This is a genomic window from Streptomyces sp. NPDC001100, assembly GCF_053598575.1.
Map to the genome: position 1 here is coordinate 38,044 of NZ_JBSFKO010000010.1, position 21,447 is coordinate 59,490.

Here is a 21,447-nt window from a genome sequence, read left to right on the forward strand (position 1 = left end):
TCGTCAGTCCACCAGGGCCATCTCGCGGGCCGTGTTGTTGAGCCGGCGACCGCCGTCCGCGGTCACCGTGACGATGTCCTCGATGCGTACCCCGAAGCGGCCGGGCAGATAAATGCCGGGCTCCACGGAGAAGCACATCCCGGGCACGAGGGGCTGTTCCTCGCCCTCGATCATGTACGGCGGTTCGTGCGTGGTGACGCCGATGCCGTGGCCTGTGCGGTGGATGAAGTAGGGGCCGTACCCGGCGTCGTCGATGACCGCGCGGGCCGCCCGGTCGACCTCCTGACAGGCGACTCCGGGGCGCACCGCGCGGAACCCGGCCTCCTGGGCCTCACGGACGAGGTCGTGGACACGCTGTTCCTCGTCGTCGGGTTCGCCGACGTGGACCGTGCGCGAGGTGTCGGAGCCGTAGCCGTCCTTGAGGCCGCCGAAGTCGAGGACGATCATGTCGCCCCGCTGGATGACGCGGTCGCCGACCTCGTGGTGCGGGTCGGCTCCGTTGGGGCCCGAGGCGACGATGGTGAAGTCGACCTGCGAGTGCCCGAACTGCCGTAGCAGATCGGCCAGATCGGCGCCGACGTCGGACTCGCGGCGGCCGGCGAAGGGAACCTTGCGGATCTCCTCGTACGCCGCGTCCGCGGCCGCTCCGGCGGCTGCCATGAGCCGCAGTTCGGCCGCGTCCTTCACGGCCCGCAGCATCGGCAGCGCGTCGGTGAGGGAGGCGTAGGTCGTGTCGGGCAGCGTCCTCTGGAGTGCCAGCAGATGCATCGCCCAGGCGTTGTCGCTGATGCCGAAGCGGCCCGTCGCGTCGAGCAGCGCCGCGGTGGCCGCGTAGGGGTCCTTGCCGTCGGTCCAGTCGCGCAGGGTGAGGGCGTCGGCACCGGGTGCCTTGGCGGCGTCGGGGGCCTCCAGGGTGGGGACGACGAGGACCGGGGAGCGTCCGGGGGCCAGGACGAGGACGGTGAGCCGTTCGGTGATCGCGGTGGGCGCGTAGCCGGTGAGCCACACCAGGTCCGGCCCGGGAGCGACCAGCAGTCCCGCGAGACCGGCGTCGGCGGCGGCCCGCGCGGCGCGGTCCATGCGGGCCCGGTAGTCGGCGGAGGTGAAGGGCGCGGGCGTGCTACCGGTCATTCGGGCCTCCGAGAGCGGGCGAAAGGTGGCTACGGGCAGCATCCTGCCCGCACCCGGAGGCCCACGCGAGCCGATCGGCGCCCCTTTCCGCCCCGGACGCGGTCACGGCGTCAGCTCTCCAGGGCCATGCGGGCCCCCAGGAGCAGCAGCACACCTCCGGAGACCTGCTCCAGGCGCCGGCGCACACCGGACCGGGACAGCACGTTCCTGAGCCGGCCGACGAACCAGACGTAGAGGCCGTAGTAGCCGACTTCGTAGACCGCCCACAGCGCGGCGAGCCCGATCATGGCGGGCAGGTGCGGGGCGCCCGCGGGTACGAACTGCGGGAGGAAGGACATCGCGAAGATCGCGGCCTTGGGGTTGGCGAGGTTCAGCAGCAGTCCGCCCCGGTAGGAGGACCACCCGCTGCGCTCGGGGCCGTCCCAGTCGTCGTCGCCGGCACCGTCCCCGGTGCGGCGCGCGTGCCGCAGGGTCTGGATGCCGAAGCCGACGAGGACGATCGCGCCGACGACGCGCGTCACGTCGTAGGCCACCTCGGAGGCGGCCAGCAGCGCGGTGAGGCCGAAGGCGGCGACGACACCCCAGACGAAGACGCCGGTCTCGTTGCCGAGGACGGTGAGGAAGCCCGAACGCCTGCTGCGCAGCGACTGCTTGATGATCAGCACGGTGCTCGGGCCCGGCGAGGCGGCGATCAGGGTGCAGGCGCCGAGGAAGGCAAGGAGGGTGCTCAGCATGAGGTCATCGTGGCCCCGGGAGGGGCGGCGGGACCAGTGCTTTTCGTGGCCCGCGCACTTCGGGGCCCGTGCGCCTCGCGGCCCGCGCACTTCGGGGCCCGTGCGTTCGCCGACCCCTCGCGGGGCCGTCAGACGACGAAGCCGGGGACCACGGTGAACTGCTGGTAGCCGCCGCTGTGGTGGCGCACCGTGACGGTGATCTCCTTCCCCGGGTGGGCGCGGGCCACGGCGCGCGCGAGGTCGGCCGCCGAGTCGACACGGGTGCCGCCGAACGTGAGCAGGACGTCGCCGCGGACCAGGCCCGCCGTGTAGCCGGGGCCGGGCAGGTGGACGCCGACGATCAGGGCGCCCGCCTTCTCGGCGTCCACTGCCTCCACACCGAGGGTCGCGGCGGCGACGGACGTGGGCGACGGTGTCGGGCTCGTGGAGGACGGGCCTGGCGGGTGGGCCGTCCGGGCCGGCTGGTGGGCCGCCTGGCGCTGCATCTCGGCGAGTCTGCTCATGCCGATCACGGTGGCGCCGACCGTGCCGAGCCCGACCCCCGACAGGACCAGGACGGTCCCGACGAACAGGCCGAACAGGCCGGTCATGAGCCGTCGGCCGCGACGCCGTGCGGCATGCGGTCGGCGGCCGGTCGCGGGCTTGGTGCCGTCGCCGGGTTCCTGACCGGGCATCGGCTTGGGACGCAACGCAGTCTGTTCCATGGATCGCCTCCGGCTGGTGCTCTACCCGGTGCACCGGCGCCCGACGTGCCACGAACGAGTGAGACTGACCGGAGTTCAGGAGCGGAAGGCCACGGGCCTCGCGGCGGCGGGGGACCACGCGCGAGCACGCGGGCCGGGTGGAGCGCCGGCCCGCGTGACTCGGCGCGGGTGTCAGCCGGTGTGTCCTTCGTGGCCGCCGTGCCCGGCGCCGTGGTCGAACTTCATGGCCTCGGGCAGCATGACCAGGTACGGCCGCATCATGCCCATGTCCTCGTGCTCCAGCAGATGGCAGTGGTACATGAACCGTCCGTACGCGCCGTCGAAGCGGCCCATGACGCGCAGGATCTGGCCGCCGGGGACGCGGAGGACGTCCTTGTAGCCGTGTTCGTCGGGCGCGAGCGGCAGCTGCGTCGCGGGCTTGTACGCGATCGGCACGCGCGTGCCGCCCACCACCGGGTGCTCGTTCTCAGCCGAACGGCATGGCCGGTACCCGGTCCGGCACGAAGCCGTGCGAACGGCGGGCCAGGTGGGCGGACTTGTAGCGGTCGACCTCGCGGTGCCAGTTCAGGATGCCCGCCATCCAGTGCTGGAGGTCGGTCACATAGCCCCGCATGATCTCGCGGGCCTCGTCCGAGAGGCCGAAGTCGTCGTAGACGACGGGCAGTTCGTTCGCGGCGACGTGTTCGAACTGGCGCATGCGCTGGGTCATGAGGTCGTGGACGACACCGAGCGCGGTCGGGTAGTCGATGCCGAAGAAGTTCTGGACGACGAGGACGGCGTTGTGGACCTCGCCCTCGTACTCGATCTCCTTCTGGTAGGAGAAGACGTCGTTGATGAGACAGCCGTAGTCGATGGCCGCGTTCTCCAGGGCGCGGACCGGGCCGGTGCGGTAGACCTCGGGCGGGACCTTCGGGCCGTGGCCCATGCGGCACATGCTGAGGGTGAGGTCGGAGCCGAAGGTGGCGCGGCGCATCTCCAGGTAGTCGACCGGGTCGGGGATGCGGTGCTGGATCTGGTTGGAGAGCTCCCAGACCCAGCTCTCGGTCATGGTGTTGATCGCGTTCTTCAGGGTGCGCCGGTCGTCCACGGGCATCTCGGCGGTGGTGAGGACCCAGAGGTCGATGAGTCCACGTTCCATGCCGTTGACCGGGATCAGGGTCACCGGGCCCTCGACGGGCATGCAGTCGGAGAGGCGGGCCGTGGTGACGCGGGCGGCGGCGAGGTCGCCCCGGACGCCGTAGACGAGGGGGTAGTAGTCGTCGCCGTAGGTGCCCCAGGCTAGCCAGCGCGAGCTGAGGTCGAGGGCCTCCTCGGTGGCGTCCGGGTCGATGCCGGCCGCGCAGAGCGGGAGGTCGGCGGCGGCGAGTTTCTCCTCGTCCCAGACGCCTTCCTCCAGCATGCCCATGGTGTGCATCCAGTCGACGAGGCGGTGCCGGGCGCCGTCGAGGTGCGGGCTCAGTTCGACCTGGAACGGCATGTAGAAGTCGGGGAGTTGGGACGGTCCGACCTTCTGGAAGGGGACGTGGGTGTAGGCGCGGAGCCGTTCGGCGCCGGCCGAGGCGAGCAGGGCGCCGATGTCGGCGGCGGAGGTGCCGATGCCGGTCGGTCCGTTCAACGGCGAGTTGTCGAGGGCGCCTTCGTTCATGTAGCGGCTGGAGCGCAGGTGCCACTCGTGGCCGCCGGACTGCCAGTCCTGGAGGCCCTGGGTGTAGGCGGCGACCGCGCGGACCTCGTCCGGGGTGAGCCCGTTCTCCAGGGCCACGGCGGGCACTTCGGTGAACGCGGTGTGCTCGAACTGGTGGAGCCGGGAGGTGAGGACGTCGTTGACGGTGTCGGCGGCCTCCTGGGTGGTGCAGCCGAAGAAGGTCTCCAGGACGAGCACGCCGTTGCTGTTCTCCCCCTCCTCCTCGACCTCCCGCTGGTAGGAGAAGAGGTCGTTGCGCAGATGGACGCCGTCGGAGAAGGTCTCCATCAGCACCCGCAGCGGCCTCGATCCGGCGACGGACGCGGGCACTTCGGCGGTCGCGTACTCCACCAGGCCCGCCGACCAGGGCGCGCCGCCGACCTTGCGGCGCATCTCGATGTACTCGACGGGGTTGGCGATGCGCCCCTCGTTGATGTTGGACAGCTCCCACAGGGACTCGTTGAGGAGGTGCTCGGTGGCGACGGCGAAACGGCGGCGCCAGTCGACGGACATCGACGGCACCGTGCGTGCCCACAGGTCGGCGAGCCCCGCCTCGACCGGATTCTCCGGCTCCGGTACGGGAGTCGAGAGGTCGAGGGGCATGAACAGCGGGAGCCGGTCCAGGTAGGCCTTGCCGCCCGCGCGGTCCTGGCTGCGTTTGAAGATCTCCAGGAAGTGGTCGTCGAAGAAGAACACCCACACGTACCAGTCGGTGATCAGCGAGAGCGCGGGCCCGTCGCAGTCGGGGTGGGTGTAGGCGCAGAGCAGGCCGTAGTCGTGCGCGTCGAGGTCGGCCTGCTCCCAGATCCCGGAGCCCTCCAGCATGCCCATCTCGCGGGCCCACGCGGAGGAGTGGGCGCGGGCCTCCTCCAGATGCGGGTTGAGTCGCGCGGGATACGGCATGTAGAAGTGCGGGAGTTCGAACGGCTGGGTCATGGCCGGGCCCTACCCGCGCGCCTCAACGGCCATCCCGGGCAGGGGACATGATCACACCATCGCGTGAATCGACGGTGAACCCATGAGTTTCGCCCGCATCTTGTGACGTTCACTTCTACGCGCGCAGACTACGGGGGTTCACTCGTCCCCTCCTTCACCGGAGTCCCGATGAACCATCCCAGAGCCTTCTCCCGCCGCACCGCGCTCGCCTCCCTGGCCGGGGCGACGCTGGCCGGCACCGCCGCGTTCCCGGCGTCGGCGGCCGGGCGGTACGGGTCCGGGCGGACCGTGCGGTTCGCCACGTTCAACGCCTCGCTGAACCGCGGCACACAGGGCGCGCTGGTCACGGACCTGTCGACACCGGACAACGCCCAGGCGCGCAACGTCGCCGAGACGATCCAGCGGGTGAACCCGGACGTCCTGCTGATCAACGAGTTCGACTACGTCGAGGGCGGTACCGCGGTCCGCCTGTTCCTCGACAACTACCTGTCCCGGGGCCACAACGGCGCCCGCCCGATCCACTTCCCGTACCACTTCACCGGCCCGGTGAACACGGGCGTGCCGTCCGGTGTGGACCTCGACGGCAAGAACGGCGTGGTGACGACGCCGGGTTCGGACGCGTACGGGCAGGACGCGTTCGGCTACGGCTTCTTCCCGGGGCAGTACGGCATGGTCGTCCTCTCCAAGTTCCCGATCGACACCCGCGCGGTGCGCACCTTCCAGCACTTCCTGTGGAAGGACATGCCGGGCAACGTGATCCCGCCGGGCTACTACAGCGACGCGGCCCGCGCGGTCTTCCGGCTCTCCTCCAAGAGCCACTGGGACGTGCCGGTCCGCCTCGGCCACGAGACCGTGCACTTCCTGGTCTCGCACCCGACGCCGCCCACCTTCGACGGCCCGGAGGACCGCAACGGCCGCCGCAACCACGACGAGATCCGCCTGTGGGCGGACTACGTCGGCGGCCAGGCCCGCAGCACCTATCTCTACGACGACAAGGGCGTCCGGGGCGGGCTGCGGCCCGGCGCGCGGTTCGTGATCGCGGGCGACCAGAACGCCGATCCGTACGACGGCGACAGCTACGCCCACGCCGTACGACAGCTCCTGGACCACCCGGCGGTCAACCTGCCCGCGAAGCCGCCGGCCAGCGCGGGCGGGGTAGAGGCGGCGCAGCTCCAGGGCGGCGTGAACGCGGGCCAGATCGGCAACCCCGCCTACGACACGGGCGACTTCGGCGACACGGCGCCGGGCAATCTGCGCGTGGACCACGTCCTGCCGTCCAAGGGCCTGGTACCGCGCGGCAACGGTGTGTTCTGGCCGACCTCCGACGACCCGCTGTACCGCCTGGTCGGCGACGGCAGAACGGTCGTCACGTCGGACCACCGGATGGTGTGGCAGGACGTACGGCTGGGCTAGGCGTGCGCACCGCGCGGCCCACCCTGGTGCGCAGGGCGACGAACTCCGGCAGTCCCCGTGTGCCGATCTGGTCGCGGGGACAAGGGAGTTCGACCGGCAGGTCCAATGCCACCTTCGCTCCGGGGCCCGGCGTGAGGACGACGACACGATCTCCGACGTAAACGCTTTCGTCGATGTCGTGGGTGACGAACACGATGGTCGTGCGGTCCGTGCGGTGCACCTCCAGGAGGAGGTCCTCCAGGTCCTCGCGGGTCTGGGCGTCGAGGGAGCCGAAGGGTTCGTCCATCAGCAGCAGGGAGGGGCGGCAGACCAGGGCGCGGGCGATGGCCACGCGCTGCTGCATACCGCCGGAGAGCTGCCAGGGGTGGCGGCGGGCGGCGGCGGTGAGACCGACGCGGTCCAGGATGTGTTCCGCCTCGGCGCGCCGCTCGGCCCGGCGCAGGCCCTGGCGGCGCAGCGGCAGGGCGACGTTGTCGCGGACGGTGAGCCAGGGCAGCAGCGAGCGGCCGTAGTCCTGGAAGACGACGGCCAGGCGGTCGGGTACGCCGGTGACGGGTGTGCCGTCGATCGTGATCGTGCCCTCGCGCGCGGGCAGCAGCCCGGCGACGGTGCGCAGCAGCGTGGACTTGCCGCAGCCCGACGGGCCCACCACGCAGAGGAGTTGGCCGTCCGGCACGGTGAGGGTGATGTCGCGCAGGACGGGCTGGTCGCCGTAGTGCTGGCTCAGGGAGTCGAGGCGGAGCATCGGGGTCGGTCACCTGGCCCAGGGTTCGGTGTAGAGCGCGCCCCCGCGCGCGGCGACCCGGAGGTGCAGCAGGTGCGGGCCGTCCTCGTCGGGCGCGTGGAGGGTCCGGTCGAGGGTCTCGGGGAGTACGGCGGGGTCGTCGACGTAGGTCGCGGGGCAGCCGAAGGACCGGGCCAGGGCGACGAAGTCGACGCCTTCGATGTCGGTGCCGGGCACCGGGGCGATGCCGATGCGGTGGCCCAGGGCGCGGACGGCCGCGTAGCCGCCGTTGTCGAGGACGAGGTAGGTGACCGGCGCCCGGTGCCGGGCCGCGGTCCACAGGGCCTGCACCGAGTAGAGCGCGGAACCGTCCCCAATCACGCAGACCAGTCGGCGCCGGTCGGCGAGCGCGCGGCCGACCGCGAGCGGCAGGCCCCAGCCGAGGGCGCCGCTGCCCGTGGTGAGGAAGCCGCCCGAGGTCTCGACGGGCACGCGCGCGTGGAGGGCGTCCCGGTGGCTGGGGGCCTCCTCGACGAGGACGCGGTCGCGGGGCAGCCGGGCGCGGAGGTGGTCCAGGACCAGTTCCGCGGTGAGTCCCGCGCCGGGTTCCGGTGGCGTGGGTGCAGGGCGGGGCGGGGGCGGTTCGCGGTCCGACTGCCCGAGCAGCGAGGTGAGTTGGGCGAGGGCGGGCTTGAGGGTGGTGACGATGCTGGTGCCGGTCGGCAGCCAGGCCGCCTGCGCGGGGTCGCAGTCCAGGTGGTGGAGTTCGGTGCCGGAGTGCAGGAGCGGTCCGCCGTCGTCGAAGTGGTAGGTGAACACGGGCGCGCCGAGGGCCACGACGAGGTCGTACGGCCTCAGCCGCGCGGCCAGTTGGCCGGCGACCGGTGGCAGGAAGCCCTGGAAGAGGGGGTGGGACTCGGGGAATCCCGAGCGGCCGGAGAGGGGGCTGATCCAGACGCCGGCGCGGGTGCGTTCGGCCAGGGCGCGGGCCTCGGGGAGGGCGTCCTCGTCGTCGACGCCCGGGCCGACGACCAGTGCGGGGCGGGCGCAGTCGTCCAGTCGGGCCGCGAGGGCGGTCAGGGCGTGCGGGGCGGCGGTGAAGCCGGCGTGCACGGTGCGCGGCTCGACGGGGACGGCCGGTTGGTCCCAGTCGTCCTCGGGGACGGAGACGAACACCGGCCCGCGCGGGGGTGTCATCGCGATGCGGTGGGCCTCGGCGAGCACGGCGGGCACGTCGGCGGCGCGTTCCGGCTGGTGGGCGAACTTGACGTAGGGGCGCGGGAATTCGGCCGGCCGGTCGGCGCCGAGGAACGGGCGCAGTTGGAGCAGGGAGCGTGCCTGCTGGCCGGCCAGGATCACCAGCGGGACGCGGTCGCGGTGGGCGTTGAAGACGGCGCCGAGCGCGTGGCCGACACCGCCGGCCGAGTGCAGGCTGACGAACGCGGCACTGCGGGTGCCCAGCGCGTGGCCCGCGGCCATGGCGAGGGCGGTGGACTCCTGGAGGCCGAGGACGTAGGTGAAGTCGTCCGGCCAGTCACGGAACATGCGCAGTTCGGTGGAGCCCGGGTTGCCGAAGACCGTGGTCATCCCGGTGTCGCGGAGGAACTGGACGACGGCGTCCAGGACGGTGCCCTTCATGTGGTCCTTTCCTTACTGCTTCCCCTGCCGGTGAGCCGTCTCTCGACCGCCAGCAGGCCGGAGTTGAGCAGATATCCCAGGGCGCCGAGCAGGACCAGTACCGCCCACACGGTCAGCAGGTCGGAGCGCGACTGGGCGTCGGTGAGCGCGAAGCCGATGCCGTTCGCGGTGCCCGGCAGCAGCTCGGAGAAGACCATGAGGATCAGGCAGAGCGACAGGCTGAGCCGCAGGCCCGCGAAGATGCGGGGCAGCGCGGAGGGCAGCAGCAGGAACCACAGGCGTTCGACCGCGGTCAGTCGCAGTACGGCGGCGACGTCGAGCCGGAGCGGGTCGGTGTCGCGGGCGCCCTCCGCGGTGTTGATCAGCACCGGCCAGACGGCGCTGAACACGATCGACGCGAGCTGCATGGGCGTACCGAAGTCGAAGACGACGACGAACACCGGCACGAGCGTGGGCGGTGGCACCGCGCGCGCGAACTGGAGCACCGGGTCGCAGAGGGCGTAGGCCCGGGGCGAACGCCCGACCAGGATGCCGAGGCCGATCCCGGCGACGGCGGCGAGCACGAACCCCGCGGACATCCGCCCGAGGCTGGGCAGGATGGTGTCGACGGCGGCCGGGGTGAGGAACGCGTGTCCGACCGGCCCCGAGAACCACAGGTCGTAGGCATGGCGTGCGATACGGGCGGGCGTCGGGAAGTAGACGCTGCCGTGTGCTCTGGCCGCCAACTGCCAGGCGGCCAGAGCGAGTACGAGGACCAGCAGACGCGGGAGGGCACCGCGGGCAAGGTGTGCGGTACCGCCGACCAGGCGTGCGGTCCGACCTGGCGCGCCACGGTCTGCGGGGCGGCGCGACTCGGAGGTCGATGCCCCGCTCACGGCGACGTCCCGCTGTCGGCGGCCCCACCGCCGCGTTCCGGCGGACGGCCGGTGGCGCCGTCCGCCGGTAGAGCACCGGGTTCGTCAGGCCCGCCCCGGATCCCCGCAGCGGACCCGGTCTGCCCCGCCCCGCGGGAACCACCTCGCCGCGCGACGCCGTGACCGTCCCGCCGTGCGCCGCCCCGGCCGAATCCCCTCCACGCCCCGGGGCCGCCCGGAGCGCCCGCGCCCGCCGCGCGCGGCTTCCCGCGCACCGCCCCCGCCGTCCCCCGAGCCCCCGCCGTCCAGGGAAAGGCCCTCCGCTCCCCCCACACCAGCACCCCATTGACGACCAGCCCCAGCACCCCCGCCCACACCACCCCCGCCAGCACATCCTTCGTGCCGTCCGTGGCCAGTTGGGCCTGGGCGATGAAGATGCCGAGGCCCTGGCCGAAGCCGGAGAGGAGTTCGGTGGCTGTCGCGAGGATGAGGGCCGTGGCGGCGGAGATGCGGAGGCCGGCGGCGATGAAGGGGGCTGTGGCGGGGAGTTCGACGCGCAGGAGTATCGACAGGCGGCCGAAGCCGAAGGCGCGCAGGGTGTCCTTGGCGAGGGGGTCGGTCTCGCCCAGGCCGTAGACGGTGTTGAAGAGGATGGGCCAGATCGAGGCGTAGGCGATCAGCGTGACCTCGGTCCCGGTGCCGGAGCCGAGGAGGAGCGAGACGAGGGGGATCAGGGCGACGGACGGAAGCGGGCGCAGGAATTCGATCACCGCGCGTACCGCGTCGTCGACCACCGGGACGCTGCCCAGCAGCAGACCGAGGGGAATAGCGATCGCGCAGGCGATGCCCAGGCCGAGGGCCCAGGCCCGGAGGGTGACCGCCACGTCGTCCAGGAATGCGTGGTCCGCCGCCAACTCGACTGCCCGCGCGAGGACTTCCGAGGCGGGCGGCAGGTAACTCCGTCGTACGAGGCCTGCTCTGCCGACCGCCTCACAGGCACCGAAGGCCAGGAGGACGCCGAGGGCGCCCAGAGTGAGTTCCTGGCGGCGGTTCACTTGACGAGGAGCGTGGCCGGGTCGATCGGTTTCTTCAACAGTCCCTGTTTCCGCATGAGTTCGGTGAGCCGACGCAGTTGGGCGGCATCGGTGGCGGTCGGGTAGGCGGGCAGGTTGATGGTCTTGGCCTGGTCCGCGGTCACCTTGGTGTACTTGGGGAGTTCGGCGCGTACGGCCGAGGGGTCCTGGGCCGCGATGTTCGAGGCGGCCTCGATCGCGCGCTTGAACGCCGCCGCGGCCTTGGCGTGCTTCTCCGCGAAGGCGCGGGTGGTGACGTAGCCGCTGATCGGCAGGGACCGGACGGGCGCGGACCCGCCGTCGAGCAGCACCCGTGCCTTCAACTCGCCCTGGATCGCGCTGTCGAAGGGCTCGACCGCGTGCACGGCGTCGACCTGGCCCTTCTGCAGGGCGGGACCCATCTGCGGGAAGGCGATCTGCCGGTAGGTGGGGTGTCCGGCGCCCTGCTGGTCCAGGATCGCGTCGAGGGTGAGCGACTGGATGTTGTTGAGGATGTTGACGGCGACCGTCCTGCCCTTGAGGTCGGCGGGGGTCTTGATGGGCGAGTCCTTGGGGACCAGGACGTCCATCATGTGCGGCGCCGTGCGGACACCCTCGGCCAGGATGCGGAGATCGAGGGTGCCCTTCTCGTCGGCCTGGAGGAAGGTGACGTAGTTCGCGCTCGCGATCACGTCGACCTGCCCCTTGGACAGGGCGGGCAGAGCCTGGATGCTCTGCTGGACGGGCTGGACGGTGACGTCCAGCCCCTCCTTGACGAACAGTCCCCGGTCCCGCGCGATGTAGAGCGCCGCCGCGTCGGTCAGCGGCAACGCGGCCACCCGGATCTTCTGCTTTCCGTCGCCCGCGGAGCCGGAGTCCCCACCGTCCCCGCAGGCGACGAGCACGAGTGCCAGCGCGATCGCGCCCGCCGCCGGCCTTCCTGTTCCCACTTGTAATGGACGCGAAGTCGTCATGCGAGCAAGAAATACCAGCGTTTTGACATGATCACCACATGCCGGTCGGACAAACCTTCACTGTTTGGAAAAATGCGAAACGAGTTCCCCGGCGACCCACGCGAGCGCGTCCGGCAGCGCCTCCGTGGCCACCGGCAGCCACAGGGACGCGGAGACCAGTCCTGCGTCGGCCAGCCGCCCCAACTCGTCCCGTACGCTCTCGGCGCTCGCGCCGGCTCCGCCCAGCGGGCGGCCCGGCACCTCGACCGCGGGAGTGAACCCGGGCGGCACGAGGAACAGGCCCGCCGTCAGGGCCAGTTCACCGGGATCGCGTCCCACCTCGACACCGAGCGCGTCGAGCCGCGCCTGTACCTGCGTGAGCCCTTCCGCGTCGACCCCGGAGCCGTGCCAGGCGTCGCCGAACCGCAGGGCCCGGCGCAGTGCCGCGTCGCTCTGCCCGCCGATCCAGACGCCGGGTCCGCCCTCGGTGAGGGGCAGCACTCCGAGCCGCGCGGAGCCCTCTCCTCTCCACAACTGCCGTACGACAGCGAGCTGTTCGTCGGTCCGGCGGCCCCGGCCCGCGAACGGGACGCCGACGGCCGCGTACTCCTCGGTGTCCCAGCCGGTGCCCACGCCGAGCGTGAAACGGCCGCCGGAGAGGCGGTCGAGGGTGGCGGTCTGGTGGGCCAGGATCAGCGGGTTGTACAGCGGCAGCACCAGCACGCTGGTGACCAGCCCGATCCGCCGTGTCGCCCCGGCCACGGCGGACAGCAGGATCAGCGGGTCCGGGGTCACGCCTGTCGGACCGGCCACCGCGTGGCCGCTCGCGAAGACGTGGTCGAGCCCCAACTCCTCGGCCTGGACGGCGACTTGAAGGACCGCGTCCACCTCCTCGTCCCGGTCGGGCCACAGGCGGTGCGGTGCCACTCCGATACGCATCCCGGTCGTACTCCCCTCGTGCGACAAGAACGTCAGTAACGACCCAACAGCACGACGAGCGCCGGGGACACCCCGTTCACGCCCGCACCTGGATCAGCGCATGGGTGCCACCCGTCCGCCAGCGCTGCCCCTCCGCCGCAACCAGCGCGGCCTCCGTGTCGGCGTCGAGGCCGGTGATCACATCGGACTTGAGGGTGCGCAGGGCGGCGACCGGCCCCGGGAAGTACGCGGTGACGTCCGCGAAGGGTGTGGTCGGGGACCAGCGGCAATCGCCCACCAGGCGGCGGTAGTTGAGGTCGCCCTTCACGATCGTCAGCGTGGCCGCGGCGAACTCGGCGCGGAGGTCGGCAGGCATGTCGGCGTAGGGCAGCGGGGCGCAGGAGAAGGGGTGGGCGCGCACGGTGAGGCGGCCGTCCGCCATGGCCGACCAGAGGCGGCGGCCGTACGTCGACGCCACGCCCGGCGCGGCGGTCAGCCGGTGCAGGGCGTCCACGACGTCGGCGGTGGTGGCGTCGGAGACGTAGTACGGGTGGGGCTTGATGTGCAGGACCGCCCGCTCGATGCGCCCCTCGTCGAGGAGGTGGGCGATCAGCAGCAGGTCGGGGATGAGTTCGCGGCCCGCGTTGTCGGCGACGAGGCACAGGGTGCCGGAGAGGAGCGGCCACAACCGGTCGCCGTCGTCGGCGACCAAGGCCGGGACGGGAGCCTGCGCGGCGGACTCCGCTCCGGCGGCGGAGAGGCGGAAGCCGAGGTCCGCGCGGTTGCCCCAGAGGGAGCCGTGCAGCAGCGCCCGCCCGCGCTCCTGCGGCGACTTGCCCTCCAGGGCGTCGAGGGCGGCGAGTTCCTCGTCCGTCTCGGGTGCGTCGAGTTCGGCCCGTTTGAAGGGGCGGAACGGGTCGATGCCCTGCCAGGCGCCGGGGCCGAAGTAGCCTACGGCGCGCAGGAGTTGGCGGTAGAAGTAGCTCTCGGACCAGAGCCAGGGGACGTCGTACCAGGACTGTCCGGCGTACTCGTCGGTGCCCCAGGCGGCCCACTGTCCGTGGTCGGGCGCGTCGGAGGGGAGGGGCTGGATCGTGCCCTCGGTGCAGTTCTTCAGCAGGGCGTCGAGGGCGCGGTGCTGTGCGGGGCCGTAGGGGAAGGCTTCGCGTACCTGGTGGATGATCGCGGGGTGCCGTTCGGCCAGCACGCTGTGGGGGAACGAGCCGGGCTCGTTGCCGAGGATCACGGGCGCGGCGGGGGTTTCGGGCATGCGGCTCACCGTACCGGGCGGGTCAGCCGGCGCCGATCTCCCGCTCCAGTCGCGCGGCGAGGCTGAGATAGCGGGCGCGGCGCGGTACGGGGACCACGCCGCGGATCACCAGGTGCCACATCTCGGCGGTTCTGCGGGGCTGGAGGGCAACCGGTTCCAGGGCACGCCCGATGACGCGGATACCGACGAAGAGTCCCACGAGGGTGCGGGCGACGGCGTCGACGTCGATGTCGGGGTGCGCGTCGGCCTCGGCGACCGCGCCGGCGAGTTTGCGGGCGGCAATGTCGAGCCACTCCGTGAAGGGGTGCGGCATCGGGGGCCGTACCTCGATCTCCCCTGCGGCGAGCCGGAGTCCGGCTCGTGAGATGGGGCCCTCGACGGCCAGCCGGGTCATGCCGAAAGTGACACGTATCAGTGTCTCCAGTGAGGAGTAGCCCCGGCTGTCCATGTCCCTGGTCATCTGACGCGATGCCTTGGCCTGCATCTCCAGGATGGTGTGGGCGAGGTCCTCCTTGGCCGCGAAGTGGAAGTACAGGGCGCCCTTGGTGACTTGGGCGTGGTCGACGATGTCACTGAGGCTGGTGGACTCATAGCCCTGCCGGTCGAACAGCTCGGCGGCGGCCGTGATGATCGTCGTGCGGGTCTGTTCGGCCCGTAGCTGCCTCGCCATCGACAGAAACACTCCCGTGAAGGAAAAAACAACGGCCCATGCCGTTTTTTCTTACCCCCTGTACACAGTAGCTCACCGTCCGACGGCGCAGACCTCGCCCCCGGAGACCACCAAGTCCCCTCACGTTCCCATCACTTGCGCCTCTCTGTCACCCCCACCCCGACTGTTGACCACTTTCGGTATCCCTGGCACGTGTCAGCGACCGTTCTCGGCCACACGGACGACCGGCCGCCCCGCGGGAGGCGCCCATGAAGGCGCATCTCCCGTTACGGGTCGGCCGGTCGGTTTCTGTGTGTGACCTGTGGGATCAGAACCCGTGGGATCAGAAGGTGAGCTTCCAGCCGTTGAGGGTTCCGGTGTCCTGGGCGGCGGTGTCCTGGACGCGCAGCTTCCAGGTTCCGTTCGCCGTCTCGCCGGAGGCGTCCACCGTGTAGGTGGCCTTGACGTCGTCGGCGGAGTCCGAGGTGCTCGCGGACTTCAGACGGTACGTCGAACCGTCCGGCGCGACCAGGTCCAGGACGAGGTCGCCGCGGTAGGTGTGGGTGATGTCGACGGCGACCTGGAGGGCCGAAGGCGCGTTGCCACTGCGGCCGTCGACGGCGATCGGGGACTCGACGGCCGAGCCCGCGTCGGGGATCGCGACGGCGCCGGTGCTGGAGAAGGTGGTCCCCGTCGTCGTACCGCCGTTGCCGCTCACGGCCTGGACGGTCTTGGCCGCGTCGGCGAGTCCCGCACCGCAGCCGCCCGAGCAACTGCCGGGAAGGGCACGGGCGTTGGCCTTGATGGCCGACTCGATCCGGGCCGGGGTGAGCGCGGAGTTCGCCGACTTCATGAGCGCGACCAGGCCCGCGATGTGCGGGGTGGCCATGCTGGTGCCCTGGTAGTAGGCGTAGGACTCGGTGGACGGCGTCTTGGTGCCGGAGTTCAGCGTGGAGTAGATGCCGTTGGCGGTGCCGGTGCCGGTCTGGCCGCCGGGAGCCGAAATGTCCACGCCCGTACCGTAGTTGGAGTAGGACGCCTTGGCGCCGGCGCGGTTGGTGGCGGCCACCGAGATGACGTTGGCACAGTTGCCCGGCGAGTGGTTCGCCACGTTGTCGTTGTCGTTGCCCGCCGCCACGACGACCGTGGTGCCGCGGTTCACGGCGGCGGTGATCGCGCTCTGGGTGGCCGAGGTGCAGGCGCCGTCGCCGCCCAGGCTCATGTTGATGACCTTGGCGACGTTGCCGTTGGCGGGGACGCCCGAGACGGTGCCGCCGGAGGCCCAGGTGATGGCGTCGATGATGTCGGAGTCGTAGCCGCCGCACTTGCCGAGGACGCGCAGCGGGGAGATCTTCGCGCCGTAGGCAATGCCGGCGATGCCCTTGCCGTTGTTGGTGACGGCGGCGATGGTGCCGGCCACATGAGTGCCGTGCCAGGAGGAGTTGCTCGCCCCGATGCCCGTACCGCACTCGTTCGCGGCGTAGTAGTCGCCGGGGTCGGCCGGGTTGCTGTCGCGGCCGTCGCCGTCGACCGAGACGGCGGTGTCGGCGATGAAGTCGTAGCCGGCGACGACGTTCGCGGCGAGGTCGGAGTGGGTGACGTAGCCGGTGTCGATGACGGCGACGGTGACCCCGCTGCCGGTCGAAGTCGGCCACGCGGCGGGGACGTTCATGCCCGCCGTGGACTCGAAGAGGTCCCACTGCTTGCCGTACTCGGTGTCGTTCGGGTCGGCCTGCGGGGTGTTCAGCCGGTCCGGCACGACGTAGGAGACCTGCGGGTCGGACTTGAACTCGGCGATGACGTCGGCGACTTCGGTGGTGCTACGCGCGTCACCCAGACCGACGAGGGCGGCGCCGGTGCCGAGGCGGCGCTGGAAGTCGACGTCCTCGCCGGTCTCCTTGCCCTTGGCGGTGGCGTCGGCCTCGGCGGCCCGGTTCGAACTCGCTTCCTCGGCGCCGGACTTGTAGCCGACGATGAGGCGCTGGGCGAGGGCGCCAGGGGCGGCCTCGGTCTGGCCGGGCAGGGCCGGTGCGGCGGCCCGGGTGGGGGGTTCCTGGGCGACGGCGGCCGAGGTGGCCACTGTGGCGAGAAGGGCCGCGGAGACGGCGGCGACGGATATCAGGGTCCGTCCGGTGGGGAATGCCGTGGGAGTGCGCAAGGGCTTGCCTTTCGTGGCCGGACTCCGAGCAGCGCGGAGCGGCGGTCGATTCGCTTCGTCGTCGAAGCGGCGGGGGGTCGGACCAGAGAGCGCCGGGCACGGGAGCCGCCTCACCAGGGGTTGCCTGTGGGTCAGCCGCGGCCAAACGATAGGCAAAGAGAAGGTCATATGGATACGGGGGAAACCCTCGATCCGGCCGGAAACCGCCCTCGACATCGACCGGTTGACCGATCTGCCCCGGTTCACGGCGGTGGCGCGGACTGAACGAGTGGGGTCCGGGGGCGGTGGGGGCGGACTGAACGCGTGGGGTCCGGGGGCCGTATGACACGGACAGACCGTTCCCGCCCCGGCCGAGGAGACGTTCCGGATGTCCCGGATGACCGCACATCGCACCGCCATGGCGGGCGCCGCCATGGCCCCGCTGCTGCTCACCGTCTGGGCGGCGGGTCCGGCGCAGGCGCACGGGGCGCCGACGTATCCGGTCAGCCGGGTGTACGCCTGCTCGCCGGACGGCGGCAGCGCGGCCGGGACGGCGGCCTGCAAGGCGGCCGTGGCGGCGAACGGGCAGCCCTTCACGTTCTGGGACAACGTCCGGGTCCCGAACATCAACGGGCGGGACCGGCAGCTGATCCCGGACGGGAAGCTGTGCAGCGGCGGGCTGTCCGACTACAAGGGGCTCGACCTCGCCCGCAGCGACTTTCCGTCGACGCGGCTGGCTCCGGGGGCGAAGCTGACGATGACGTACGCGTCGACGATCGCGCACACCGGTACGTTCAAGTTGTATCTGACGAAGGCCGGTTACGACCCGTCGAAGCCGCTCACCTGGTCCGAGCTGCCGACGACGCCCTTCGCCGAGGTGAAGGACCCGCCGCTGACGGGTGGCGCGTACCGCATCAAGGCGACGCTGCCGACGGGCCGGACGGGGCGGCAACTGATCTACACGATCTGGCAGAACAGCAGCACCGAGGACACGTACTACTCGTGCTCGGACGTGGTGTTCCCCGGTGGCGCGACTCCTTCGTCGAAGTCCACGACGGGGACGGCCGGTTCGAAGGAGAAGACGGCGAGTCCGTCGCCGTCGGCAGCCAAGTCCTCTACGGCTGCGAGCACTTCGGCCAGTGCCACGGCGTCCGCCGCGGCGCAGAAGGCCTCCCCCGCCGAGGAGACCACCGCGCCGGGCAGCAGTCCGGTGGCGTCCGACGTCGACGCCTCTTCGGGCGGCCCTTCGGCGCCCATGCTGGCGGGCGGCGCCGCCGCGGTGCTGGTGCTCACCGGGGGCGCCGCCCTGGCCCTGCGACTGCGCCGACGCTAGCTCGGCGCGAACAGGCCCTGTTTACTGCCTAGTTGGTGTAGACCGCCGCGCCGTTGTCCGTCACCGGGGCGTACTTCGCGGTGAAGTAGCCCGCGCTGAAGCACAGCGACGAGCCCGAGGTCTTGGTGAAGGCCTGGTTGGTGAAGTTGATGCTGGTGTCGGTGTTGCTGGCCGTGCCGCTCAGGCTGGGTGCCTGGTAGACACAGGTGATGCTGCCCAGCAGGGTCTTCAGCTTGACCGTGGTCTGGATGGTGGAGCCGCTGGCCGGGGTGACGGTCAGGGTGCCGTCCGAGGCGGCCGCGGTGGTGTAGGGCAGGTTGTCGACCGTGATGCTGGTGACACCGGTGACGCCGAGGACGTTGCTCGTGCAGCTGCTGCTGTCGAAGCTCTGCCCGGAGACGGACTCGGTGGCGGTGCCCGGCGCGGTCGGGTTGTCGGTGACGGTCGCGGTGAACTGCGACGAGGTGCACTTGATGCCGCTGGTGCCGGTCGCGCTGGAGTACAGGGTGGCGCTGGTGCCGGTGGCCAGGGGCGCGGTCAGCACATCGCCGACGGCGACGGGCGTACCGGCGAGGCTGCCGGTGGTGAGCACCGGGGTGTCGGCGGCGGACGCCGGGACGGTGAAGGGGAGGGTGAGCGCGGCGACGGAGCCGACGAGGGTGAGGACGGTGCGAGTGCGCATGCGGGTGTACCTCTTCTTCCGAAGTGGAACCGGGGGGTTCTTTGGGGGGTGGGGAACTGGGGGTGTTTCGAGGGTGGGTGAACTGGGGGTTGGGGCGCGCGAGTTCGCCGTGGCCGGCCCGTGACGCCTTCTCCGTACGCGACGGGCCGACAACGCCGGCCGGCCGGTGACCGGCCGGAGGCCCACGGGGGTTGAAGGCTTCCGGCCGGGCCGGGCGGTGGGGCGGACGGCACGGGCCAGGGGGGAAGCGGCCGTGCCGGGCCGCGGGGGTTTCGGACTCTGTGGGCTGAAGTGCCCTGGTGGAAAGGGAAGTCCGGGAACGCGGCTCCTGCCACGTGCCGGATCCGGCGCCACGGATCCGGCAAACAAGGGAGAGTTGTAGACCTGAGTGTCCGTCAACGTCAAGACGTGCAAGTCAAGTTGGTGTGCTGATCGGGGTGCGGTCACCGGGCCCGCGAGATCGCGGAGAGGCCTTGCCTCACAGGTGGCACATCATCAACACTCTTTTTCCACAACTCTCTTGACCCTCGAATGTAACCCCCGGTAACTTCCTCGACGGCTACTGCTGCGTAACCTGAAAGCCCTTGCACCCGCCGGGAGTTGTGAGGATGGCTGCGCCGCACTCGCTGTCCGCGCCAGGACAACGCGCCACTTCGATATCAACTCGCGTTGAACCAGAGCAGCACATGGGAGCAGACATGGCCGAGTCCCCGGACGTTCCGTCCGCCGACAACACGCCTGAGAACCCGGGAAGCGGTTCTCTTTCCGAAACACCAGACACCACCGGGGGCACCGGAGGAACACCCAGACGAGGACGGGTCCGGGGCCGCCGGGCCGCCATGATGGCTGTGCCGGCCACCCTGGCTCTCGCCGGTATCGCGGTCCTGACCGCCCAGGGGGCGCTGGGGGTGACGCTCTACATCTCCGGCATGCCCTTCACGGTCACCGCCAAGTCGCTCGACGGCACCGGCTTCGAACAGTTCGGCGCGCTCGACACCATGGCCGACGGCAGCCCGAACGCCGGTGACACCGGCGGCCAGGTGCTGGTCGTCACCTCCGCGATCAAGAAGGCGACCCTGGACACCCTGTGCCAGAGCGTCGACCTCGGCGGCACCAACCTGCTCATCAAGGCGGGCAGCGGCTCGTCGAAGGTGCAGGCGACCGATCTGACCACCGACTCGACCCTGCTGACGGGCGACGCGTCCTTCAACAACATCGAGATCGGCAACGACGCGAGCACCCTCACCAAGGCCGGGGTCCAGGGCCCCATCGGCGTCTTCAGCCAGCAGGCCGACACCGTGCACATCGACAACCTGCGGCAGACCAACTACAAGACCACCGCAGGGACGTTCACGCTTCCCGGCCTGAAACTCAGCTTCAGCGACACGGGTTGCTGATGTCCGGCACAGACACTCCACATCAGGGGTGGCGGCCCGCCTTCCGCGATTGGCGGGCCCGTCGGCCGTTCCTGGGCGGGCTGCTGCTGACCCTGGGCGGCGGGTGGATCCTGCTCACCGTGAAGGCCTCGTTGAAGGTCGTCATCCATGTCGGCATGCAGGGTGTGGCGGGCTATCTGCTGCCGGCGGTCATGGTGCTGTGCGGCCTGCTGACCCTCTTCAGCCCCTCGCAACGCCTCTTCTACTCCATCGTCGGCATCCTGTGCTCCCTGGGCAGCTGGGTCACCTCCAACCTGGGCGGCTTCTTCGTCGGCCTCATCCTGGGGGCCGTCGGCAGCTGCATGATCTTCGGCTGGCTGCCGGACCAGGAACCGCGGGTGAGCCGGCGCAAGCGGCGCAAGGCCGCGCGGGCTGCCGCGCAGGGCTTCGGGGACGGTGCGGGAGAGCCTGCCTGAATCCGCGCAAGAGGCGGACCGACGACCCTCGGTCCGCCTCTTCCCCATGTTCGGGCCGGAGACTATTCAGTCCGGCAGAACCGCGCCGATTCTCTGCAGCTCCCGCAGCATGTCGACCTGCTCGGCCAGGTCCGCCGACGCTTTGTCGACGATGAGTACGGTGTCGCGACAGCCGGACACTCCGAAGACATGGATCTGCGTACGGAGACGAGTCCGCTCGATTCCGCGGACGGCCCGCCAGGCACCGCTCGCGACTTGTTCGGACGTCATCACCACCTGGGTGAGCGGATCCCGTCGAATCAGCCGGGCAGGGATTCCGGGTCGAAGGCTCAGGCTTCCGGAGACCTCGGAGATGTCCAGCGCCCAGTCTCCCTCGCTGAGGAGCTCCACCCAGTGCTCGCCGTTGGCCCGGTCGTACAGCTGCGGAAGGTGCCCGGGGTGAACGCCCAGACCGGGGACGACCAGGAGGTTCCGGATCGCCCCGCGCAGCACCACTCGCCGGAACGCGCATGCCGCGACGCGCAGGAGCTCGTCGTCGTCCACCACAAGCCCGTCAACGGTGACCTCGTCGAGCAGCGCGCCTTCCAACGTGCAGGCCCGCGCCTTGCAGTCGCGCAGCGTGACGCGGCGGAAGACGGGGCGCCGCCGGGGATCGTCGACGGCCTCCGCGGACCCTCCGAAAATCTCGTACCCGTCGAGATGCAGGTCCTCAACCACCGTGCCGGGCACCGCCCGCAGCGCACCGGTGCTGCCGGGCAGCTTCTTGTAACTGGACGGTTGCAC

The 21,447-nt window shown here is 71.1% G+C and carries 19 protein-coding genes and 1 pseudogene; 4 read left to right on the plus strand and 16 right to left on the minus strand.

Annotated elements, in window-relative coordinates; translation table 11 throughout:
• Window positions 1-3: 3 nt before the first annotated feature.
• The 5 genes and pseudogenes from ACWDEW_RS16475 to cyc2 all read right to left on the minus strand — a co-directional run bounded on the left by ACWDEW_RS16475 (window position 4) and on the right by cyc2 (window position 5,189).
• Window positions 4-1,131 carry a M24 family metallopeptidase gene (locus ACWDEW_RS16475; protein ID WP_450513453.1) on the minus strand — a complete coding sequence of 376 codons (1,128 nt, stop codon included), beginning with the start codon at window positions 1,129-1,131 and terminating at the stop codon, window positions 4-6.
• A 110-nt stretch (window positions 1,132-1,241) separates the two neighbouring features.
• Window positions 1,242-1,865, minus strand: coding sequence for a LysE family translocator (locus tag ACWDEW_RS16480; RefSeq protein ID WP_450513455.1), 624 nt, complete (start codon window positions 1,863-1,865; stop codon window positions 1,242-1,244).
• A 128-nt stretch (window positions 1,866-1,993) separates the two neighbouring features.
• On the minus strand, window positions 1,994-2,569 hold the full coding sequence (locus ACWDEW_RS16485; protein ID WP_450513457.1) for a PDZ domain-containing protein: 576 nt from the start codon (window positions 2,567-2,569) through the stop codon (window positions 1,994-1,996).
• Between the two features lie 171 nt (window positions 2,570-2,740).
• Window positions 2,741-3,025: pseudogene (locus tag ACWDEW_RS16490) on the minus strand (multicopper oxidase domain-containing protein); the annotation flags it as partial.
• Window positions 3,026-3,035: 10 nt separating this feature from the next.
• A complete protein-coding gene (gene cyc2, locus ACWDEW_RS16495) occupies window positions 3,036-5,189 on the minus strand; it encodes a germacradienol/geosmin synthase Cyc2 (protein WP_450513459.1) in 2,154 nt (717 codons plus the stop codon).
• Between the two features lie 168 nt (window positions 5,190-5,357).
• Between cyc2 and ACWDEW_RS16500 the strand changes: the two genes are divergently transcribed.
• On the plus strand, window positions 5,358-6,602 hold the full coding sequence (locus ACWDEW_RS16500; protein ID WP_450513461.1) for an endonuclease/exonuclease/phosphatase family protein: 1,245 nt from the start codon (window positions 5,358-5,360) through the stop codon (window positions 6,600-6,602).
• Here ACWDEW_RS16500 and ACWDEW_RS16505 read toward each other — a convergent pair.
• From ACWDEW_RS16505 to ACWDEW_RS16545, 9 genes are all read right to left on the minus strand, one after another.
• Window positions 6,556-7,347 carry an ABC transporter ATP-binding protein gene (locus tag ACWDEW_RS16505; protein WP_450513462.1) on the minus strand — a complete coding sequence of 264 codons (792 nt, stop codon included), beginning with the start codon at window positions 7,345-7,347 and terminating at the stop codon, window positions 6,556-6,558. The genes ACWDEW_RS16500 and ACWDEW_RS16505 overlap by 47 nt on opposite strands.
• Before the next feature lie 9 nt (window positions 7,348-7,356).
• Complete coding sequence (mdlC, locus tag ACWDEW_RS16510; protein WP_450513464.1) at window positions 7,357-8,964, minus strand: benzoylformate decarboxylase; 1,608 nt, start codon at window positions 8,962-8,964, stop codon at window positions 7,357-7,359.
• On the minus strand, window positions 8,961-9,839 hold the full coding sequence (locus ACWDEW_RS16515) for an ABC transporter permease (RefSeq protein ID WP_450513466.1): 879 nt from the start codon (window positions 9,837-9,839) through the stop codon (window positions 8,961-8,963). Before ACWDEW_RS16515 ends, mdlC begins: the two co-directional genes overlap by 4 nt.
• Window positions 9,836-10,873 (minus strand): ABC transporter permease, encoded by a 1,038-nt coding sequence (locus ACWDEW_RS16520; RefSeq protein ID WP_450513468.1) that lies wholly within the window; start codon window positions 10,871-10,873, stop codon window positions 9,836-9,838. The genes ACWDEW_RS16515 and ACWDEW_RS16520 overlap by 4 nt, the downstream gene beginning before the upstream one ends.
• On the minus strand, window positions 10,870-11,844 hold the full coding sequence (locus ACWDEW_RS16525; protein ID WP_450513470.1) for an ABC transporter substrate-binding protein: 975 nt from the start codon (window positions 11,842-11,844) through the stop codon (window positions 10,870-10,872). Before ACWDEW_RS16525 ends, ACWDEW_RS16520 begins: the two co-directional genes overlap by 4 nt.
• 57 nt (window positions 11,845-11,901) lie before the next feature.
• Window positions 11,902-12,762 carry an LLM class flavin-dependent oxidoreductase gene (locus ACWDEW_RS16530; RefSeq protein ID WP_450513471.1) on the minus strand — a complete coding sequence of 287 codons (861 nt, stop codon included), beginning with the start codon at window positions 12,760-12,762 and terminating at the stop codon, window positions 11,902-11,904.
• Window positions 12,763-12,838: 76 nt separating this feature from the next.
• A complete protein-coding gene (locus tag ACWDEW_RS16535) occupies window positions 12,839-14,011 on the minus strand; it encodes a damage-control phosphatase ARMT1 family protein (protein ID WP_450513473.1) in 1,173 nt (390 codons plus the stop codon).
• Window positions 14,012-14,033: 22 nt separating this feature from the next.
• Window positions 14,034-14,681, minus strand: a complete 648-nt coding sequence (locus tag ACWDEW_RS16540) for a ScbR family autoregulator-binding transcription factor (RefSeq protein ID WP_450513475.1) — start codon at window positions 14,679-14,681, stop codon at window positions 14,034-14,036.
• 322 nt (window positions 14,682-15,003) lie between these two features.
• Window positions 15,004-16,818, minus strand: coding sequence for a S8 family peptidase (locus ACWDEW_RS16545; protein WP_450513476.1), 1,815 nt, complete (start codon window positions 16,816-16,818; stop codon window positions 15,004-15,006).
• A 367-nt stretch (window positions 16,819-17,185) separates the two neighbouring features.
• On the opposite strand from ACWDEW_RS16545, the gene ACWDEW_RS16550 reads away from it, so the two are divergent.
• Window positions 17,186-18,130: a lytic polysaccharide monooxygenase auxiliary activity family 9 protein gene (locus tag ACWDEW_RS16550; protein ID WP_450513478.1), complete on the plus strand. Its 945-nt coding sequence runs from the start codon at window positions 17,186-17,188 to the stop codon at window positions 18,128-18,130.
• Between the two features lie 28 nt (window positions 18,131-18,158).
• Here ACWDEW_RS16550 and ACWDEW_RS16555 read toward each other — a convergent pair whose 3' ends face one another.
• Window positions 18,159-18,812, minus strand: coding sequence for a Tat pathway signal sequence domain protein (locus ACWDEW_RS16555; RefSeq protein ID WP_450513480.1), 654 nt, complete (start codon window positions 18,810-18,812; stop codon window positions 18,159-18,161).
• Window positions 18,813-19,510: 698 nt separating this feature from the next.
• Here ACWDEW_RS16555 and ACWDEW_RS16560 point away from each other — a divergent pair.
• Together ACWDEW_RS16560 and ACWDEW_RS16565 are read left to right on the plus strand one after the other, a co-directional pair.
• On the plus strand, window positions 19,511-20,209 hold the full coding sequence (locus tag ACWDEW_RS16560) for a DUF6230 family protein (RefSeq protein WP_450513482.1): 699 nt from the start codon (window positions 19,511-19,513) through the stop codon (window positions 20,207-20,209).
• On the plus strand, window positions 20,209-20,664 hold the full coding sequence (locus ACWDEW_RS16565) for a DUF6114 domain-containing protein (protein WP_450513483.1): 456 nt from the start codon (window positions 20,209-20,211) through the stop codon (window positions 20,662-20,664). The genes ACWDEW_RS16560 and ACWDEW_RS16565 overlap by 1 nt, the downstream gene beginning before the upstream one ends.
• A gap of 66 nt (window positions 20,665-20,730) precedes the next feature.
• Here ACWDEW_RS16565 and ACWDEW_RS16570 read toward each other — a convergent pair whose 3' ends face one another.
• The gene (locus tag ACWDEW_RS16570; RefSeq protein ID WP_450513485.1) at window positions 20,731-21,447 is read right to left on the minus strand and encodes a hypothetical protein; all 717 of its coding nucleotides are present in this window, start codon (window positions 21,445-21,447) and stop codon (window positions 20,731-20,733) included.

What these genes read in the sequence shown, in the direction of transcription:
- ACWDEW_RS16475 (WP_450513453.1), bottom strand. Translation starts at nt 1,131, where the DNA reads ATGACCGGTAGCACGCCCGCGCCCTTCACCTCCGCCGACTACCGGGCC.
- ACWDEW_RS16480 (WP_450513455.1), bottom strand. Translation starts at nt 1,865, where the DNA reads ATGCTGAGCACCCTCCTTGCCTTCCTCGGCGCCTGCACCCTGATCGCC.
- ACWDEW_RS16485 (WP_450513457.1), bottom strand. Translation starts at nt 2,569, where the DNA reads ATGGAACAGACTGCGTTGCGTCCCAAGCCGATGCCCGGTCAGGAACCC.
- cyc2 (WP_450513459.1), bottom strand. Translation starts at nt 5,189, where the DNA reads ATGACCCAGCCGTTCGAACTCCCGCACTTCTACATGCCGTATCCCGCG.
- ACWDEW_RS16500 (WP_450513461.1), top strand. Translation starts at nt 5,358, where the DNA reads ATGAACCATCCCAGAGCCTTCTCCCGCCGCACCGCGCTCGCCTCCCTG.
- ACWDEW_RS16505 (WP_450513462.1), bottom strand. Translation starts at nt 7,347, where the DNA reads ATGCTCCGCCTCGACTCCCTGAGCCAGCACTACGGCGACCAGCCCGTC.
- mdlC (WP_450513464.1), bottom strand. Translation starts at nt 8,964, where the DNA reads ATGAAGGGCACCGTCCTGGACGCCGTCGTCCAGTTCCTCCGCGACACC.
- ACWDEW_RS16525 (WP_450513470.1), bottom strand. Translation starts at nt 11,844, where the DNA reads ATGACGACTTCGCGTCCATTACAAGTGGGAACAGGAAGGCCGGCGGCG.
- ACWDEW_RS16530 (WP_450513471.1), bottom strand. Translation starts at nt 12,762, where the DNA reads ATGCGTATCGGAGTGGCACCGCACCGCCTGTGGCCCGACCGGGACGAG.
- ACWDEW_RS16535 (WP_450513473.1), bottom strand. Translation starts at nt 14,011, where the DNA reads ATGCCCGAAACCCCCGCCGCGCCCGTGATCCTCGGCAACGAGCCCGGC.
- ACWDEW_RS16540 (WP_450513475.1), bottom strand. Translation starts at nt 14,681, where the DNA reads ATGGCGAGGCAGCTACGGGCCGAACAGACCCGCACGACGATCATCACG.
- ACWDEW_RS16550 (WP_450513478.1), top strand. Translation starts at nt 17,186, where the DNA reads ATGTCCCGGATGACCGCACATCGCACCGCCATGGCGGGCGCCGCCATG.
- ACWDEW_RS16555 (WP_450513480.1), bottom strand. Translation starts at nt 18,812, where the DNA reads ATGCGCACTCGCACCGTCCTCACCCTCGTCGGCTCCGTCGCCGCGCTC.
- ACWDEW_RS16560 (WP_450513482.1), top strand. Translation starts at nt 19,511, where the DNA reads ATGGCCGAGTCCCCGGACGTTCCGTCCGCCGACAACACGCCTGAGAAC.
- ACWDEW_RS16565 (WP_450513483.1), top strand. Translation starts at nt 20,209, where the DNA reads ATGTCCGGCACAGACACTCCACATCAGGGGTGGCGGCCCGCCTTCCGC.